The following is a 15353-nucleotide window of genomic DNA, read 5'->3' on the forward strand; positions in this document are numbered from 1 at the left end:
TCTTTTGCGCGGATGCCGGCCGTTGGTCGGCGAGGCCCATCCACGCATGGCGTGGATCTACTGGTTGGGGTGTCTCTGGGTAGATCCACGCCATGCGTGGATGCCTTTCGCCGGAAGCCCACCCACAAAAAAGGGACAGGGCGCTTCGGCCCCGTCCCCGCAAGTACCGCCACCGGAGAAAACGGTCAGCTGCGTCGGGCGCAATACACCGCGCGCGGCGGCAGCTGGAGTTCATTGCCCTGCACCGTGCCCGCATCCGGGCCCGGCACCGCCACCTGCTGCCAGTTGCCCGGCGGCAGCGGATGGCTCACCGCCTCGGCCGACAGGTTGAAGGCCAGCAGGAGGGTTTCATCTGCAAGCATACGCTCGAACAGCAGCACTGGCTCGGCGCTTTCGATGAATCGGATGCTGCCATGCAGGAGTGCCGGCTGGCTATGCCGCCAGGCCAGGAACCCGCGGAACGCAGCCAGGACCGAGTCCGGGTCGCGCTCCTGCACCGCCGCGGCCGCGGCCCGGTGCTCGGGCGGGATCGGCAGCCACGGCTGGCCCGTGGTGAAACCGGCCAGCGGCGCGTCGGTCCACGGCAGTGGGGTCCGGCAGCCATCGCGGCCCTTGAAGTTGGGCCAGAAGGTGATGCCGTACGGGTCCTGCAGGGCCTCGAACGGCACCTCGGCCTCGGCCAGGCCCAGTTCCTCGCCCTGGTACAGGCAGACCGAGCCACGCAGCGAGCACAGCATCGCCACCAGCATCCTCGCCAGGCGCGGGTCAGCCGGGTGGCCGCCCCAGCGGCTGACCGCCCGCTCCACGTCGTGATTCGAAACCGCCCAGCACGGCCAGCCTTCGGTCATCGCCGCTTCCAGCCGCGAGACCGTGTCGCGGATATAGGCCGCGCTGTAGTCGTCCACCAGCAGCTCGAAGCTGTAGCCCATGTGCAGACGACCATCGCGGGTGTACTCGGCGGTGGTGGCCAGCGAGTCCTCCGAGGAGATCTCGCCCAGGCTGACCGCCCCCGGATACTCGTCCAGCAGCGCGCGCAGCCTCTCCAGGAACGGCAGGTTCTCCGGCTGGGTGTTGTTGTAATAGTGGTACTGGTAGGCGTACGGGTTGTCCGGGCTGAAGCCGCGACCGAAGCGCTTCTCCGCCGGCTTGGCCGGGTTGTCGCGCAGCTGCGCGTCATGGAAGCAGAAGTTGATCGCATCCAGGCGGAAGCCATCCACGCCGCGGTCCAGCCAGAAGCGCACGTTGTCCAGGGTGGCCTGCTGCACGTCCGGGTGATGGAAGTTCAGGTCTGGCTGGTCGACCAGGAAGTTGTGCAGGTAGTACTGCTCTCGGCGCGGCTCCCACTGCCAGGCGCCGCCGCCGAACAGCGACAGCCAGTTGTTGGGCGGCGTGCCGTCCTCGCGCGGGTCCGCCCATACGTACCAGTCGGCCTTGGGGTTGGTCCGGTCCTGGCGGCTCTCGCGGAACCAGGCGTGCTCGATCGAGGTATGGCTCAGCACCTGGTCGATCATCACCTTCAGGCCCAGACCGTGCGCCTTGGCCAGCAGGCGGTCGAAGTCGTCCAGGCTGCCGAACAGCGGGTCGACGTCGCGGTAGTCGGCGATGTCGTAGCCGAAGTCGGCCATCGGCGATTTGAAGAACGGCGAGATCCAGATCGCGTCCACGCCCAGCGTTGCGATGTGGTCCAGGCGCTGGATGATGCCCGGCAGGTCGCCTACCCCGTCGCCGTTGGCGTCAAGGAAACTGCGCGGGTAGATCTGGTAGATGACGGCTCCGCGCCACCATGGATAGTGCGACATCGACAGCCCCCCTCCGGGCGTGCGGGACCCGCCGGGAGCGGGCCGAAATCCTGATGCCGCAAGCTTAGCGGTGGCCTCACGGGCATGGCGCAACCTGCATACGTATTCACGCAGGCGGCATCCGTGGCCGGGCCGCAGACGCCGGCCTGCCCGGTTTGCGCCCGAATTCACAGGCAACGCCTATAATCAGTGATGAGCCTGAAAGCCTGATCGCATGACCATCACCGAAGACACCCGTCCCGCCCTGGGCCTGCCCCAGATCCAGTCGCTTGCCGCGGCCGACATGGCCGCCGTCGACGCCCTGATCCGGCGCCGCCTGTCCTCGGACGTCGTGCTGATCAACCAGATCGCCGACCACATCATTTCCGCCGGCGGCAAGCGCCTGCGCCCGATGCTTGTGATGCTGGCCGGCCATGCGGTCGGCCAGGCCGGCCCGGACCACCACCAGCTGGCGGCGATCATCGAGTTCATCCACACCTCCACCCTGCTGCACGACGACGTAGTGGACGAATCCAGCCTGCGCCGTGGCCGCAGCACCGCCAACGCCCTGTGGGGCAACGCGCCCAGCGTGCTGGTCGGCGACTTCCTGTACTCGCGCAGCTTCCAGCTGATGGTCGAGCTGGAGCGCATGTCGGTGATGCAGATCCTGGCCGATGCCACCAACCGCATCGCCGAGGGTGAAGTGCTGCAGCTGCTGCACGTGCACAACCCGGATACCGACGAAGCCGCCTACCTGCGCGTGATCGAGCGCAAGACCGCGGTGCTGTTCGCCGCCGGCACCCGCCTGGGCGCGCTGGCCAGCGGCGTGGATGAAGGCACCCAGCAGGCCCTGTTCGACTACGGCATGCACCTGGGCTACGCGTTCCAGATTGCCGACGACGTGCTGGACTATTCGGCCAATGCCGAGGAGCTGGGCAAGAACCTGGGCGACGACCTCGCCGAGGGCAAGGCCACGCTGCCCCTGATCCATGCCATGGCCCATTCGGACGCCGCCACCCGCGAGCGCCTGCGCACCATCGTGCAGGACGGCGACGCCTCGGCGATGCCGGAAGTGCTGTCCGCGATCCGCGCCACCGGCGGCCTGGAGTACAGCCGCGCGCGTGCAGAGGAATATGCCGAAGCCGCCGAGCGCGCGCTCGACGGCCTGGGCGACAACGATGCCGTGGCCGCCCTGCGCGGCCTGGCCCGCTACGCGGTGCAGCGCTCGCATTGATGGGTTGAGGCGTGCCGACCAACGGTCGGCACCCACTAAACCGGCATTCCGGTGGGTGCCGACCGTTGGTCGGCACGGAAACATCGGTGGCTGCCGACCGTTCGCATTGACCGCATTGTAGTGCCGGCCGCTGGCCGGCAACCTCATGATGCTGCGGATGTCACGGGAATGCCGGCCAGCGGCCGGCACTACCGCCGCACGGTTCAACGTTTCTCGAAACGCTCCTCAAAGAACTCATCCAGCGCTTTCCAGGCGCGCTTGGCCGCCCGTTCGTTGTACTGGCAGCCTGGCGGACTGTTGGCATCGCGCTCGGCGAAGCAGTGCACCGCGCCGCTGTAGTTGGTGAATTCCCAGTCGACCTTGGCCGCGTTCATTTCCTTCTGGAAACCGGCGATGTCCTCGGCGGTCACGCTGGTGTCGTCGGCGCCATTGAGCACCAGCACCGACGGGTGCGTGCCACCGGCCTGCGCCGGCAGCGGCGAACCCAGCCCGCCGTGCAGGCTGACCACCCCTGCCAGCGGCGCACCGGCACGGGCCAGCTCCAGCACCGTGGTGCCACCGAAACAGAAGCCCACCGCACCGATCCGGCTGGCATCCAGCGGCGCCTTGCCGGCCTGGGCCTTGAGCACGTTCACCGCCTCCAGCGCACGCGCACGCAGCAGCGGCCGGTCGTTGCGGAGCTTGGTCGCCACCGGCCCGGCCTCGGCATCGGTCTTCGGCCGCACGCTCTTGCCGTAGACATCGGCCACCAGCACCACATAGTCATCGCCAGCCAGCTGCTTGGCCTTCTCGACCGCCGATTCGTTCACGCCTTTCCAGTTCGGCACCATCACCAGCCCGGGGCGCTTATCGTTGTCGCCGTCGTCATAGACCAGCACGCCACTGAAGGTCGTACCCTGGTGCTTCCACTCCACCGGCTGCGTCTTCATCGCCGCCCACGCCGGCATCGCCGCCAGCCCCAGAACCACCGCGACACCGCATCGCCAACGATTCATGCGCCTGCTCCGCAAGAAAAAGGGGACGGAGGGGATTAAGCCGTACTCACCCCTCCCGCGTCGCATTCTGCATTGGCGACGTGACGCAGGTGTGGTTGGATACGACTTAATCCCCTCCGTCCCCTTTTTTCGCATGAATCTTGTTGATCGCTTCCTGTCTGGCCTTGTTCCGCGTCTGCCTGCCGACGATGCCGCCCAGTGGGATTGGGTCCAGGGCGCCAGCGCCGAAGACCTGCAGCGCCTGCGTGCGCAGTGGCCGCAGGTGCCGGACAGCCTGGTGGAACTGTTGTCCCGCGTGGATGGCACCCATTTCCGCGAGTATCCCGGCGGTGAGGTCTGCGTGCTGATGCTGGGTTCAGATGTGGGCGATTACCCCTACTACCTGCGTTCGATCGCGCAGATCTTCGAGGACCAGCAGCAGTGGGACGACAGCATCCGTTCCATCTACGAAGAGTGGCTGGATGACGAACCGGAGATCCTGGGTGAGGGCATCGACGCCGATCTGCCGATGAACCGCCGCCTGTGCTTCTCGCACTGCATGAACAACGGCGGCACCTCGATGCTGTACCTGGATTTTGATCCCGCGCCGGGCGGTACGGTCGGCCAGGTGGTGCGCTACCTGCACGATCCGGACAGCTATGCGGTGATCGCGCCCAGCTTCGATGCGTACCTGCAGCAGTTGATCGACGGCGGCTACGCGTTCATCGACGAGGAGCAGTAGATCCACGCCATGCGTGGATGAGTTTCTCCGGAGGTTGCCGGCCAGCGGCCGGCACTACCTTCAGGCGATGCCCAACCCCGGAATCGCGCTGATGCTGTCCGGGTCGAATCCGGCCAGTTCGGCGAAATGACGACCACGCGCTACGTAATCGCGGTAGGCACCAAAGCTCGGCGCGCCCGGCGACAGCAATACCACCCCGCCCTCAGAACCCAACGCGGCACGTGCCAGCGCCATTGCCTCGGGCAGATCCGCCGCCGCGTGCAGACCGAAGCGACCGGCATCGGCCAGCGGCTGCAGCATCGCGTGGATGCGCGGGCCGTTGCTGCCCATGGTCACGATCTCCACCGGCGGCACGTCGTGCGCCATGTGCTGCATGAAATCGGTCCAGTCCAGGCCACGGTCGTGCCCGCCCACCAGCAGTGCGATGCGCTGCCCGGCGAAGCACTCCAGCGCGGCCAGGCTGGCATGCGGCGTGGTGCTGATCGAATCGTTGACGTAGGTCAGGCCATCGGCCGCGCCGATGCGCTGCAGGCGATTCGGCAGCGGACGGAAATCCTGCACCGCCGGTGCCAGCGCCACGGCGTCCAGCCCCAGCGCTTCCAGCGCCGCCAGTACCGCACAAAGGTTGCCGCGGTTGTGGCGACCCGGCAGCGGCGTGTTGCGGGTATCGAACACGGCCTGCTCGCCGCGATGCACGATGTCACCGCGCATATGCCAGCCCTGCGGCTGGTTGAACCAGACCACTTCGCGATCGGGCAGCGACAGCGCAGCCAGATGCGGATCGGCGGCATTGAGCACGGCGATGCGCGGTGCGGCTTCAGTCACCAGCCGCAGCTTGTCCTCGATGTAACGCTGCTCGCTGCCGTGCCAATCCAGGTGCTCCGGGAACAGGTTCAGCACCACCGCTACCTGCGGATGGGCGCCACTGCGCGCCACTTCGCCGGTCTGGTAGCTGGACAGTTCCACCGCCCAGTACGCGGGTGCGGGCTGCGGGTCCAGCACTTCCAGCAGCGGCAGGCCGATGTTGCCGACCAGGCCGGTGCGGTGGCCGGCGGCACGCAGCAGGTGCGCGACCAGCGCGGTGGTGGTGCTCTTGCCCTTGGTACCGGTCACGCACACGGTGTCGTGCACGATGCCATCGGCACCTGCATGTTCGGCAAACCACAGCGCGGTGCCACCGATGAAGGTGGTGCCCTGCCCCGCCGCCGCCAGCGCGACCGGCTGGTAGGGGCTGATGCCGGGCGACTTGATCACCACGTCGAACGCGGCCAGCGCTTCAGCAGAAGGCTCGCCACGCACATCCAGCGCGCCCCGCGTTTCTGCGCGTGCGGCCTCGACTTCTGCCGCCGGGCAGAACAGGCTCAGCGGCAGCGTGGGCAGGCGCTCGCGCAGCACCGCAAACGCGGCGCGGCCCTCACGGCCCCAGCCCCACAGCGCAACGCGCTTTCCTTCAAGCTTCGAAATCTTCACGCACCCGTTCCCACAGCACAGCCGGAACGCGGTGCTCGCCCTGCAGCTGCAGCAGCGGTGCCAGTTCCAGTTCGGCGGCATCCAGCTGCGGCTGGATCTCATTGCAGAAGCGCTTCACCAGCACGTCTTCCTTCCACTCCGGGCGCTGCGCCAGGGTCCCCATCGCCGCACGCGATTCGCGGCCTTCGCCCACGCACTCGAACGGCTTGTGGTCCTGGAATTCCAGCAGTGCATCGAAGCCACCGGCCTGCTCGGCATCGTCCAGCAGGTTGCGGCCGAAGATGCGCACCAGGCGCGTCTTGGGCATGAACGGGGCCAGCGCCAGGAACACGAAATGGCACTTCGGGCAGACACCGCACCAGCGGTTCACCGGGCGCTCGCCGAGGATGTGGAAGTTGCGGTTGCAGCTGGAGAAATGCGCGTCGTAGAAATCGGTCTTGGCGAACTGGCGGGCCACTGCCAGCTCCGACATCGGGCGCAGCAGCGAGTAGTACTGCAGGTCCGCCGCTACGTGCGTCTGCACATGGCTGCCGAACGCCTGCTCGAATGCCCAGCCCTTGGACCACTGGTGGTTCACTTCGCCGGTGCCCGGAATCTGGCTGCCGTAGCTGGCCGAACGCTCATTGGAGAACACCACCTGGTCCACGCCCTGCAGCAGCGCAGCCAGCACCATGATCGCCGAGTTCACCGCAGTGACCGGGATATGCCCGTTCCACGCACCCTGGCGGTTGAGCTCGAACAGTTCCGGCGCCAGCGCGCGGCCCAGGTTCAGCGTCGACAGGCCGGTGCGTTCAGCGCAGGCACGGATCAGCTGCGAGCCACCGATCCAGGTCACCGTCTCGTCCACGCCGGCACGGCGCAGCGCTTCGATGCTGACCAGCGAATCCTTGCCGCCACCGATCGCCACCAGCGCGTGCGGCTGCAGGCCCAGCACCGGCGCCTGCACTGCCTCGCCCTGCACCGGCAGGCGGAAGCGCCCGCGCAGGTTCAGGCCGTTGCGGTAGGCAAATTCACCCAGGCCATTGAGGTAGACCGTCTCCACCAGCGCAGCGGTATCGGCATCGATGGCGTAGCTGTCGATGCTGACCGTCTCCGGCACGCCCGCCTTGTAGTAGCTGACACCGGCGATCAGGTGCAGCAGCTGCAGCGCGCGCCGCACAGCGGCGGTACGCGCTTCGTCCAGCACGAACGGGGCGCCCGGCACGGTGATGGTTTCCACCATCTCCGGGCCGTCATCAAAGGCGTAGACCAGCTTGGCCACGCCGGTGTCCGCGGCGAATTCGCAGCGGACGAAGCGGAAGCGGGAAACCTGGTGTTTGTCGAAAGCAGTCATGGTGTATCCGGTCAGGCACGGGCCCGCGCGATGGCGCGGAGCGTGTCGGTGGGCGGGTGCAGGGCGCGCGCGGTGGTCATTCGATCACGTCTTCGCGCGGCAGCATCCGCTGGTTGTAGGTGTTGGCCATCGAATAGCCGTAGGCGCCGGCATCGGCGATCAGCATCACGTCGTCCGGTGCGGTCGACACCGGCAGCTTGCGGCGCTTGCCGAACACATCGCTGGATTCGCAGATCGGGCCGACCACATCGAACGCCGCTTCGGCATAACCGCCCTGGCGGCTGAGGTTCTCGATGTCGTGCCAGGCGTCGTACAGGGCCGGCCGCATCAGTGCGTTCATGCCGGCATCCAGGCCAACACGGCGCACGCCGTCCTTCTCCACCACCTGGGTGACATGGGTCAGCAGCACGCCGGACTCGGCCACCAGGTAGCGGCCCGGCTCGATCGCCAGGCGGAATGCCGGATGCAGCGCCTTGACCTCGGCCAGGCCCTCGGCCCAGGCGTCCAGGTCGAACGGCTCGTCTTCGTCGCTGTACGGAATCGGCAGGCCACCGCCGATGTCGATGGTGTGCACGCTGCCGATGCGGCGGGCGAAACCGGCCAGCTCATCGCACATCAGGCGCCAGTGCTGCGCGGTTTCCACGCCACTGCCGAGGTGCGCGTGCAGGCCGACCACGCGGCTGCCCAGATCGGTGGCCGCGCGCACGAACTCATCGACGCGGGCGATCGGCAGGCCGAACTTGGAGTCCTTGCCGCCGGTACGGACCTTGGCATGGTGGCCTTCGCCACGGCCCAGATCCACGCGCAGCCACAGCTCGCGGTTGCGGAACAGGTCCGGCCAGCGCTGCAGCGCTTCGACGTTGTCGACGGTGACGGTCACGCCCAGCGCGAACGCGGCTTCGTACTCGCTGCGCGGGCAGAAGCTGGGGGTGAACAGCACACGCTTGGGCGACAGTTCCGGCAGGTGCTGGAACACGTGCTTCAGTTCGCCGTGCGATACACACTCAAGGCCGAAGCCCTCGGCTTCCAGCAGCTGCAGGATGGCCGGGTGGCTGTTGGCCTTGATCGCGTAGTAGCGCTGGTCGATCGGCTTGATCGCGGCCAGCGCGCGGGCACGGGCGCGCACGGTCGGCAGGTGGTAGACATAGCGCGGCGTGCCAGCATCGGCCAGCTGCAGCAGGTGCGCCCGCTGGCCCCGCCACCACGGCGTGCCACGCGGGCGCACGGTGCCGGCGATCTCGCGCCAGCGTGGGCCGAACACTTCGGTCTCTTCCACCGGCATCGCACCGCTGTCGATCAGCTCGGCGTGCAGGATCGGCAGCAGGCCATCGGCATCGGCTTCGTCGATGACGAAGGTCAGGTTCAGGTCGTTGGACGACTGCGAGATCATGTGCACGCGCTCGCGGCCGAACGTGGCCCACACATCCGACAGCTTGTGCAGCAGCGAACGCATGCCGCGGCCAACCAGGGTGATCGCTGCGCACGGCACGATCACCTTCACCTTGCAGATCTGCGACAGGTCGGCCGACAGCGCGGCCAGCACATCGGTGTTGACCAGGTTCTCGGACGGATCCAGCGACACGGTGACGTTGGTTTCGGCCGAACCGATCAGGTCCACCGACAGGCCATGCTTCTTGAACAGGTTGAACACATCGGCCAGGAAGCCGACCTGCTGCCACATGCCGATGCCTTCCATCGACACCAGCACGATGCCGTTGCGGCGGCTGATCGCCTTCACGCCCGGCACCGGTGCAGCGCTGCCATCGATGCTGGTGCCCGGCAGTTCCGGGCGCTCGGTATCGAGGATGGCCATCGGCACGCCGGCATCGCGGCACGGCTTGATCGAGCGCGGGTGCAGCACCTTGGCGCCAGTGGTGGCGATTTCCTGCGCCTCGTAATAGTCCAGGCGGGTCAGCAGGCGCGCGTCCGGCACGTCCTTCGGGTTGGCACTGAACATGCCCGGCACGTCGGTCCAGATCTCCACTCGGCTGGCACCGAGCAGCGCACCGAAGTACGCCGCCGAGGTATCCGAGCCACCGCGGCCGAGGATGGCGGTACCACCATCGGCATGCCGCGAAATGAAGCCCTGGGTGATCAGCAGGCGGGTCGGCTGCGCGCGGAAGCGCTGCATCCACTCCGCATCGGCACGCCACTGGCAGTTCACCGACAGCCGCTGCGACCAGTCGCTCTGGTTCGGCTGCGGCGGCATCGCGTCCAGCCACTGGCGGGCATCCATCCAGCCCATGTCCAGGCCCGAGGCGTGCAGGTAGGCCGCGCCCAGGGTGGAGGACAGCAGTTCGCCCTGGCCCAGCACTTCGGCCTGCCACTGCAGCGGCCGGGTGGCCGCGCGCGCGTCGTCGAGCAGCCCCTGCAGCGCTGCCAGGCGCTCGGCCAGCACCTCGCGGCCCAGGCCGAGTTCAACCAGGAAGGCCTCGTGGCGTTCGACTAGCGCCGCCACGCGATCACGGCTGTCCGGCGCGCCATCGGCGATCGCGGTCAGTTCGTTGGTGACCCCGGACAGCGCCGAAACCACCACCAGCACGCGCGAGCCGGTCTCTTCCGCACGTTTTTTCGCCAGCTTCCCGATCGTGTCCCAGCGATGACGACGCGACACCGAGGTGCCGCCGAACTTCAGTACGATCCAACGATCGACAAGGGGGGAAGCTGACATGGATTGGCTATGTAGAATGTGGGGAAGCCGCCCTCGGGGGCGGAACCTTTGATTCTAAGCGCAATATCCCCGTAGATGGCCGTCCTCCGTTACCTGCAGCTCGATGTCTTCGCCCCCCGCCCCGGCACCGGCAACCCACTGGGCGTCATCCTGGACGCCGACGAGCTCTCCAGCAGCCAGATGCAGGCCCTGGCCGCCTGGCTGAACCTGTCCGAGACGGTGTTCTTTCTGCGCCCCAGTGCGCCGGGCGCCGACTACCACATCCGCATCTTCACCCCGACCCGCGAGCTGGCATTTGCCGGCCACCCCAGCGTCGGCGCCGCCTGGGCGGCGGTGACCTGCGGCCTGGCGCAACCACGCGACGGTGCCCTGCTGCAGCAATGCGCGGCGGGGTTGCTGCCGGTACGGGTGAGCGGCCCGGCCGAGGCACTGCAGATCCAACTGGCCAGCCCACCGGCGCAGCAACTGGACACAGCGGCGGACGGAGCGCCGGAAGCGCTGCTGGCGCTGGCTGCCAGCGGGCACGTACCCGAACTATGGGACAACGGCGCTCGCTGGTGGCTGCTGCCGCTGCGCGACGCCTCCGCAGTACGCAACCTGGTGCCGGACATGGCCGCACTGGCCGACTGGAGCCTCGCCACTGATGCCACCGGCCTGGCCGTGTTCGCCGAAGAGGCCGGCAGCGACCACACGCGTGTGGTGCGCGCCTTCTGCCCCGCCGATGCGGCCAGCGTGCCGGAAGATCCGGTCACCGGCAGCGCCAATGCCCTGATCGGTGCCTGGCTGCGGCAGCGCAACGCCCTGCCCGGCCGCGAGGGCCACTACGTGGCCAGCCAGGGCCGCGAAGTCGGCCGCGATGGCCGCGTGCAGGTGCAGGTCGATGCGCAGGGCACGGTCTGGATCGGCGGCCAGGTGCAGCCGGTCATCGACGGCCACATCCGCTGGTAGCCCACGGAAAAAAGGGGACGGAGGGAATTAAGTCGCTTATGGCACATGGGGCAAAAGCGACTTAATTCCCTCCGTCCCCTTTTGGGTGCCCCGCGCTACGCTATGCGGCCTGTTTACTGGAGTGCCGCCTGATGTCCACCCGCCGTTTCCTGCAGCTGGATGTGTTTTCCCCGCGCGCCGGCGCCGGCAATCCGCTGGCCGTGGTGCTCGATGCCGAGGGCCTGGACGACGCCAGCATGCAGGCCATCGCGCGCTGGACGCGCCTGCCCGAGACCACCTTCGTGTTCCCGCCGCAGGTCGCCGGTGCCAGTTACCGGCTGCGCATGTTCAGCCCGCAGAAGGAAGTTCCGTTTGCCGGCCACCCCAGCGTCGGCACCGCGCATGCGGTGCTGCAGGCCGGCCTGGCCGCAGCGGTCGATGGTGTGCTGGTGCAGGACGGCATTGCCGGTGCCCTGCCGCTGCGCGTCAGCGGTGAAGGTGCGCAGCAGCGCATTGCCATCCGCACGCCGCGCGCGCAGCTGGCCGAGACTGCCGAGGCGACCGATCCACGCCTGCAGGCCGCACTGAAGGACTGGCCGCTGGGCACGCTGCCGCCGGCGCGGATGCAGGGCGGACGCAGCTGGTGGGTGGTGCAGGTGGCCGATGAGGCCGCATTGCGCGCGCTGCAGCCGGACTGGGATGCGGTGGCCGCACTGGCCGAGTCCACCGACAGCATGGGCGTGTTTGCCTATGCCTTCAGCGATGGCGGTGAGGGCTTCGATCTGGCGGTACGTGCCTTCGTCGGCAATGGACGCCGCTTCGAGGACGCCGCCTCCGGTGCCGCCAATGCGGTGCTGGCCGCATGGCTGGACCTGCGCGATGCGCTGCCCCGTGGTCGCGCACCGTTCGAAGTCAGCCAGGGCCGCGAAGTCGGCCACGACGCGCGCCTGACCCTTTTCGTCGATGAAGACGGGGAAGTCTGGTCCGGTGGCCAGGTGCAGACGGTGATTACCGGCACCCTTGATTGGTGATTGTGATGGGGGGTGGTAGAGCCGAAGGCAGCGGCAGGAGCCGCTGCCAACGTCGGACGCGACGGCCCGGAGGGTGGCGGCCAGGAAGGCCCCCATAACGCTGGCCGGCTGCTACCTGGACCTCGACATCATGCGGTTGCCGGCCAGCGGCCGGCACTACCCTCAGCCCAGCTCGGCTTCCAGGCTGATCGGCACTGCGCTCAGCGCCTTGGATACCGGGCAGTTCTGCTTGGCGTCATCGGCAATCGCACGGAACTGCGTCGCGTCGATGCCCGGCACCACCGCCTTCACCTTCAGCCGGATCTGCGACAGCTGCGGGCCGCCTTCCAATGACAGATCGACCTTGGCTTCGGTATCCAGCGAAGTCGGGGTGAAGCCGGCCTCGCCGAGCTTGGCCGACAGCGCCATGGTGAAACAGCCGGCGTGCGCGGCAGCGATCAGCTCTTCCGGATTGGTGCCCTTTTCGTCGCCGAAGCGGCTGTTGAAGCCGTAGCGGGTCTTGTCCAGCAGCCCACTCTGCGGCGTGCTCAACTGCCCCTTGCCCGACTTCAGATCGCCTTCCCAGTGCGCGGTGGCGTGTCGCGAGATTCCCATGTGCTGCTCCTGCGTGACGGTGATGAACGGTCACCCTCGCACGGGAGGCGTTAGCCCTGCGTCGCTCCGCCACACGCCACAGGTCCACCGGAAACCGGACAACTGGTCACTTCTTCGCCAGACCGGCGCGCATTTTTCCCTTGTTTTCAGTGGTTTCGCGCATTCCTCCGATGGGCGGGCGCGGACCATCTCGCGCGCTGCCACACCCCCTTCCCCCACTGCCGGCCATGTACTGAATCGGCCTGGATATGAAAAAACATGCACTTTCCACGCTTCGGGCTATTGGCGGCGCCCGAGAGTTGCCCTACATTGCGCTTGCCGACGGGGTTCGGCGCCGACCAAACAACCAACCGTTCACGGAACAGGAAACCATGGCAAAGACCGCTAAGAAGGCTGCCCCGAAGAAGGCAGTGAAGAAAGTCGCGACGAAGGCAGCCGCCAAGCCGGCCGCTCCGAAGCCGATCAAGGAAGTGCTGACCAAGTCCGGCCTGGTTGCACACATCGCTGAAGCCTCCGGCGTCATCGCCAAGGACGTCCGCGCTGTGCTGGCCTCGCTTGAAAGCGCCGTCGCCTCCTCGGTGCACAAGAAGGGCGCTGGCTCCTTCACCCTGCCGGGCCTGCTGAAGATCACCACCGTCAATGTGCCGGCCAAGCCGAAGCGCAAGGGCATCAACCCGTTCACCAAGGAAGAGCAGTGGTTCGCTGCCAAGCCGGCCACCACCAAGCTGAAGGTGCGTCCGCTGAAGAAGCTGAAGGACGCCGCGCTGTAAGCGCGCGCCCCAACGCGGATTCCGACGGGACGGCTCTGGCCGTCCCGTTTTTTTTGTCCCAACCACAGCCCGCAACACAGCGTTGCCGCATCCCCGGGAATGCGCGCACAGGCCCGTCGCCATTGGCTGGGCGTGGTCCGTTGCGGCCCCGGAACGTACCGGGTGGAACACTGCGTGCAGCCCCGGCCATCGCCGCCGGGCACGGCCTTGCCTAAGGTGGGCACATCCTCCACAGCTACGGCGAGCACACCCTCATGGCCAGCCCCTCCACCCGCTACCGGATCTCGGTGACCCCCATCGAAAAGGACGGGTTGCAGTGCACCGGGCGCTGCACCATCGAACTGGAACATCGCGCCAGCCGCGACCTGATGCGCCTGCTGGAAGCAGCACCGCGCACCGCTGGTATCAGCGGCGACGAGCGCGCGACCCTGGTGATCGCCACCCAGCTGCTGCGCGACATCGTGCAGCGCCACGCCGACACCGAAGGCCATGCCCTGGCCGCCATCGCCGCGCAGGTGCTGCCGGCGCTGGATGCACTGGAACAGCTGCCCTCCTCCCGCTGATCGCGGCACAGCCGATACACTGCCTCCTTCCGTTCGCCTCGGGGAGGAGGCAGACATGCGCAGGTTCCTGATACTGCTCGCACCGCTGGTGCTGCTGGCCTGTTCCCGGCCGACATCGCAATCCGATCCAGCGGATGCCACACCGTCGGCCACGGCCGAGGCGGCTGCCCGCACGAAGTCACAGACCGCCGCAGAAGGCGATGCACCGGCCGTGCAGGCCATCGATGTCGATCCCCTGTTTGCCGCCGTCGCGGCCGAGGCCGAGCTGCCGGCGGGAATGCTCAATGCCTATGTCATGGCCCTGCTCAATCGCGATCGCAAGGCCGTCGACGCCGCGTGGACATTCCCGCCCAGCGATGCACGACGCGCCGACGATGCCGCATTGCGCCAGCTCACGGACGTGCGCAGCCTGCGCCTGACCAGCGAACTACCGATCGCGCGCGACGGTCACCAGCCGCCGCAGCTGCTGGAGGTTCCGGTGCAGATTCGCGCAGTGACCCCTGAGGGCACCTTCCGCTTCGGTGGCTGGTACCGGGTGCAACCCCGTGCCGATGGCCGCGCCTGGCAGATCCAGTCGGCGCAACTGCGGCCAACGGTGGACTGAACCGTTGCAGCGGCATGCACGCGCGATTCAGCCGGCACGGCTACTCTTTGATTCGTCCATTCATATCCACCGGTCACCGCCATGCGCCTGCGTTCCCTGATGACCCGCCTCGCGGCCTCTACCGTACTGATCGCCGCTGCGATCGGCGCCCAGGCCGCCCCTTCCATTTCCGGCCGCGAACTGTCGGTCGGCGCCAGTGACGTGCAGCAGTACCTCGATGGCAGCTTCCCACGCACCCAGGACGCCCTGGGCGGCCTGATCGCGCTGACCATGAGTCACCCGCAACTGAGCCTTCCGGCCGGCGAACGGTTGAACCTGGGCATGGATGTTGCTCTGGCCACCGCCGGCGGCAACCCTGCCAAACTGGGTACGGTGAAGCTCAGCAGCGGCCTGCGCTATGACGCGCAGACCCAGGGCTTCCACCTGCAGCAGCCCAGCGTGGATGACTTCACCCCGGCCAACCAGGGCGGTCGCCTCGATTCGCGCACCCGCGGCCTGCTCAATGCCTGGCTGAGCGACTACGCCCAGCGCGAACCGATCTACAAGCTGGACCCGGCCGTGGCCGGCCTGCTCGGCGCGCTGCAGGTGCAGTCGGCGCAGGTGAAGAACGGCAAGCTGGTGGTCACCTTCAACCAGAACCTGGGCAACCTGGTGCCGGCAGG

General features: G+C 67.7%; 14 protein-coding genes. 8 read left to right on the forward strand and 6 right to left on the reverse strand.

All coding sequences use genetic code 11. The features are described 5' to 3' along the window. Positions 1-185: 185 nt before the first annotated feature. Positions 186-1799, reverse strand: a complete 1614-nt coding sequence (locus N7573_RS21285) for an alpha-glucosidase family protein (RefSeq protein ID WP_279913995.1) — start codon at positions 1797-1799, stop codon at positions 186-188. Positions 1800-2013: 214 nt separating this feature from the next. Between N7573_RS21285 and N7573_RS21290 the strand changes: the two genes are divergently transcribed. After that, positions 2014-3012 carry a polyprenyl synthetase family protein gene (locus N7573_RS21290; RefSeq protein ID WP_279943277.1) on the forward strand — a complete coding sequence of 333 codons (999 nt, stop codon included), beginning with the start codon at positions 2014-2016 and terminating at the stop codon, positions 3010-3012. 203 nt (positions 3013-3215) lie between these two features. On the opposite strand, the gene N7573_RS21295 is transcribed toward N7573_RS21290, so the two are convergent. Then, complete coding sequence (locus N7573_RS21295; RefSeq protein WP_279943278.1) at positions 3216-4007, reverse strand: dienelactone hydrolase family protein; 792 nt, start codon at positions 4005-4007, stop codon at positions 3216-3218. A 133-nt stretch (positions 4008-4140) separates the two neighbouring features. Between N7573_RS21295 and N7573_RS21300 the strand changes: the two genes are divergently transcribed. Next, positions 4141-4728, forward strand: a complete 588-nt coding sequence (locus tag N7573_RS21300; protein ID WP_197616139.1) for an SMI1/KNR4 family protein — start codon at positions 4141-4143, stop codon at positions 4726-4728. A gap of 60 nt (positions 4729-4788) precedes the next feature. On the opposite strand, the gene murD is transcribed toward N7573_RS21300, so the two are convergent. The 3 genes from murD to N7573_RS21315 all read right to left on the reverse strand — a co-directional run bounded on the left by murD (position 4789) and on the right by N7573_RS21315 (position 10202). Continuing rightward, positions 4789-6198, reverse strand: a complete 1410-nt coding sequence (murD, locus tag N7573_RS21305; RefSeq protein WP_279913639.1) for a UDP-N-acetylmuramoyl-L-alanine--D-glutamate ligase — start codon at positions 6196-6198, stop codon at positions 4789-4791. Further along, positions 6179-7531: a UDP-N-acetyl-alpha-D-muramoyl-L-alanyl-L-glutamate epimerase gene (gene murL / locus N7573_RS21310; RefSeq protein ID WP_279913638.1), complete on the reverse strand. Its 1353-nt coding sequence runs from the start codon at positions 7529-7531 to the stop codon at positions 6179-6181. Before murL ends, murD begins: the two co-directional genes overlap by 20 nt. Before the next feature lie 76 nt (positions 7532-7607). Then, positions 7608-10202, reverse strand: a complete 2595-nt coding sequence (locus N7573_RS21315; RefSeq protein WP_100437481.1) for a bifunctional aspartate kinase/diaminopimelate decarboxylase — start codon at positions 10200-10202, stop codon at positions 7608-7610. Between the two features lie 75 nt (positions 10203-10277). Here N7573_RS21315 and N7573_RS21320 point away from each other — a divergent pair, with 75 nt between their 5' ends. Next, positions 10278-11150, forward strand: a complete 873-nt coding sequence (locus N7573_RS21320) for a PhzF family phenazine biosynthesis protein (protein WP_279913637.1) — start codon at positions 10278-10280, stop codon at positions 11148-11150. A 131-nt stretch (positions 11151-11281) separates the two neighbouring features. Next, on the forward strand, positions 11282-12160 hold the full coding sequence (locus N7573_RS21325; RefSeq protein ID WP_180838142.1) for a PhzF family phenazine biosynthesis protein: 879 nt from the start codon (positions 11282-11284) through the stop codon (positions 12158-12160). A 162-nt stretch (positions 12161-12322) separates the two neighbouring features. Here N7573_RS21325 and N7573_RS21330 read toward each other — a convergent pair whose 3' ends face one another. After that, positions 12323-12754 carry an OsmC family protein gene (locus tag N7573_RS21330; RefSeq protein ID WP_005408443.1) on the reverse strand — a complete coding sequence of 144 codons (432 nt, stop codon included), beginning with the start codon at positions 12752-12754 and terminating at the stop codon, positions 12323-12325. Positions 12755-13125: 371 nt separating this feature from the next. Here N7573_RS21330 and N7573_RS21335 point away from each other — a divergent pair, with 371 nt between their 5' ends. The 4 genes from N7573_RS21335 to N7573_RS21350 form a co-directional block, all read left to right on the forward strand. After that, on the forward strand, positions 13126-13524 hold the full coding sequence (locus N7573_RS21335; protein WP_010483539.1) for an HU family DNA-binding protein: 399 nt from the start codon (positions 13126-13128) through the stop codon (positions 13522-13524). Positions 13525-13778: 254 nt separating this feature from the next. Continuing rightward, complete coding sequence (locus N7573_RS21340) at positions 13779-14087, forward strand: DUF3861 family protein (protein ID WP_049398822.1); 309 nt, start codon at positions 13779-13781, stop codon at positions 14085-14087. Between the two features lie 55 nt (positions 14088-14142). Beyond that, entirely contained in the window at positions 14143-14691 is a 549-nt protein-coding gene (locus tag N7573_RS21345; RefSeq protein WP_279913992.1) for a hypothetical protein, read from the forward strand. Between the two features lie 81 nt (positions 14692-14772). Then, a partial coding sequence (locus N7573_RS21350) for a DUF1439 domain-containing protein (protein WP_279943279.1) occupies positions 14773-15353 on the forward strand: 581 nt, incomplete at its 3' end.

Source organism: Stenotrophomonas sp. GD04054 (assembly GCF_029836955.1).
Taxonomy (GTDB): Bacteria; Pseudomonadota; Gammaproteobacteria; order Xanthomonadales; family Xanthomonadaceae; genus Stenotrophomonas; species Stenotrophomonas maltophilia_A.

Bases quoted from the DNA above. Each gene is read 5' to 3' on its own strand.
- N7573_RS21285 (WP_279913995.1), bottom strand. From the start codon at position 1,799: ATGTCGCACTATCCATGGTGGCGCGGAGCCGTCATCTACCAGATCTAC.
- N7573_RS21290 (WP_279943277.1), top strand. From the start codon at position 2,014: ATGACCATCACCGAAGACACCCGTCCCGCCCTGGGCCTGCCCCAGATC.
- N7573_RS21295 (WP_279943278.1), bottom strand. From the start codon at position 4,007: ATGAATCGTTGGCGATGCGGTGTCGCGGTGGTTCTGGGGCTGGCGGCG.
- N7573_RS21300 (WP_197616139.1), top strand. From the start codon at position 4,141: ATGAATCTTGTTGATCGCTTCCTGTCTGGCCTTGTTCCGCGTCTGCCT.
- murL (WP_279913638.1), bottom strand. From the start codon at position 7,531: ATGACTGCTTTCGACAAACACCAGGTTTCCCGCTTCCGCTTCGTCCGC.
- N7573_RS21315 (WP_100437481.1), bottom strand. From the start codon at position 10,202: ATGTCAGCTTCCCCCCTTGTCGATCGTTGGATCGTACTGAAGTTCGGC.
- N7573_RS21320 (WP_279913637.1), top strand. From the start codon at position 10,278: ATGGCCGTCCTCCGTTACCTGCAGCTCGATGTCTTCGCCCCCCGCCCC.
- N7573_RS21325 (WP_180838142.1), top strand. From the start codon at position 11,282: ATGTCCACCCGCCGTTTCCTGCAGCTGGATGTGTTTTCCCCGCGCGCC.
- N7573_RS21330 (WP_005408443.1), bottom strand. From the start codon at position 12,754: ATGGGAATCTCGCGACACGCCACCGCGCACTGGGAAGGCGATCTGAAG.
- N7573_RS21335 (WP_010483539.1), top strand. From the start codon at position 13,126: ATGGCAAAGACCGCTAAGAAGGCTGCCCCGAAGAAGGCAGTGAAGAAA.
- N7573_RS21340 (WP_049398822.1), top strand. From the start codon at position 13,779: ATGGCCAGCCCCTCCACCCGCTACCGGATCTCGGTGACCCCCATCGAA.
- N7573_RS21345 (WP_279913992.1), top strand. From the start codon at position 14,143: ATGCGCAGGTTCCTGATACTGCTCGCACCGCTGGTGCTGCTGGCCTGT.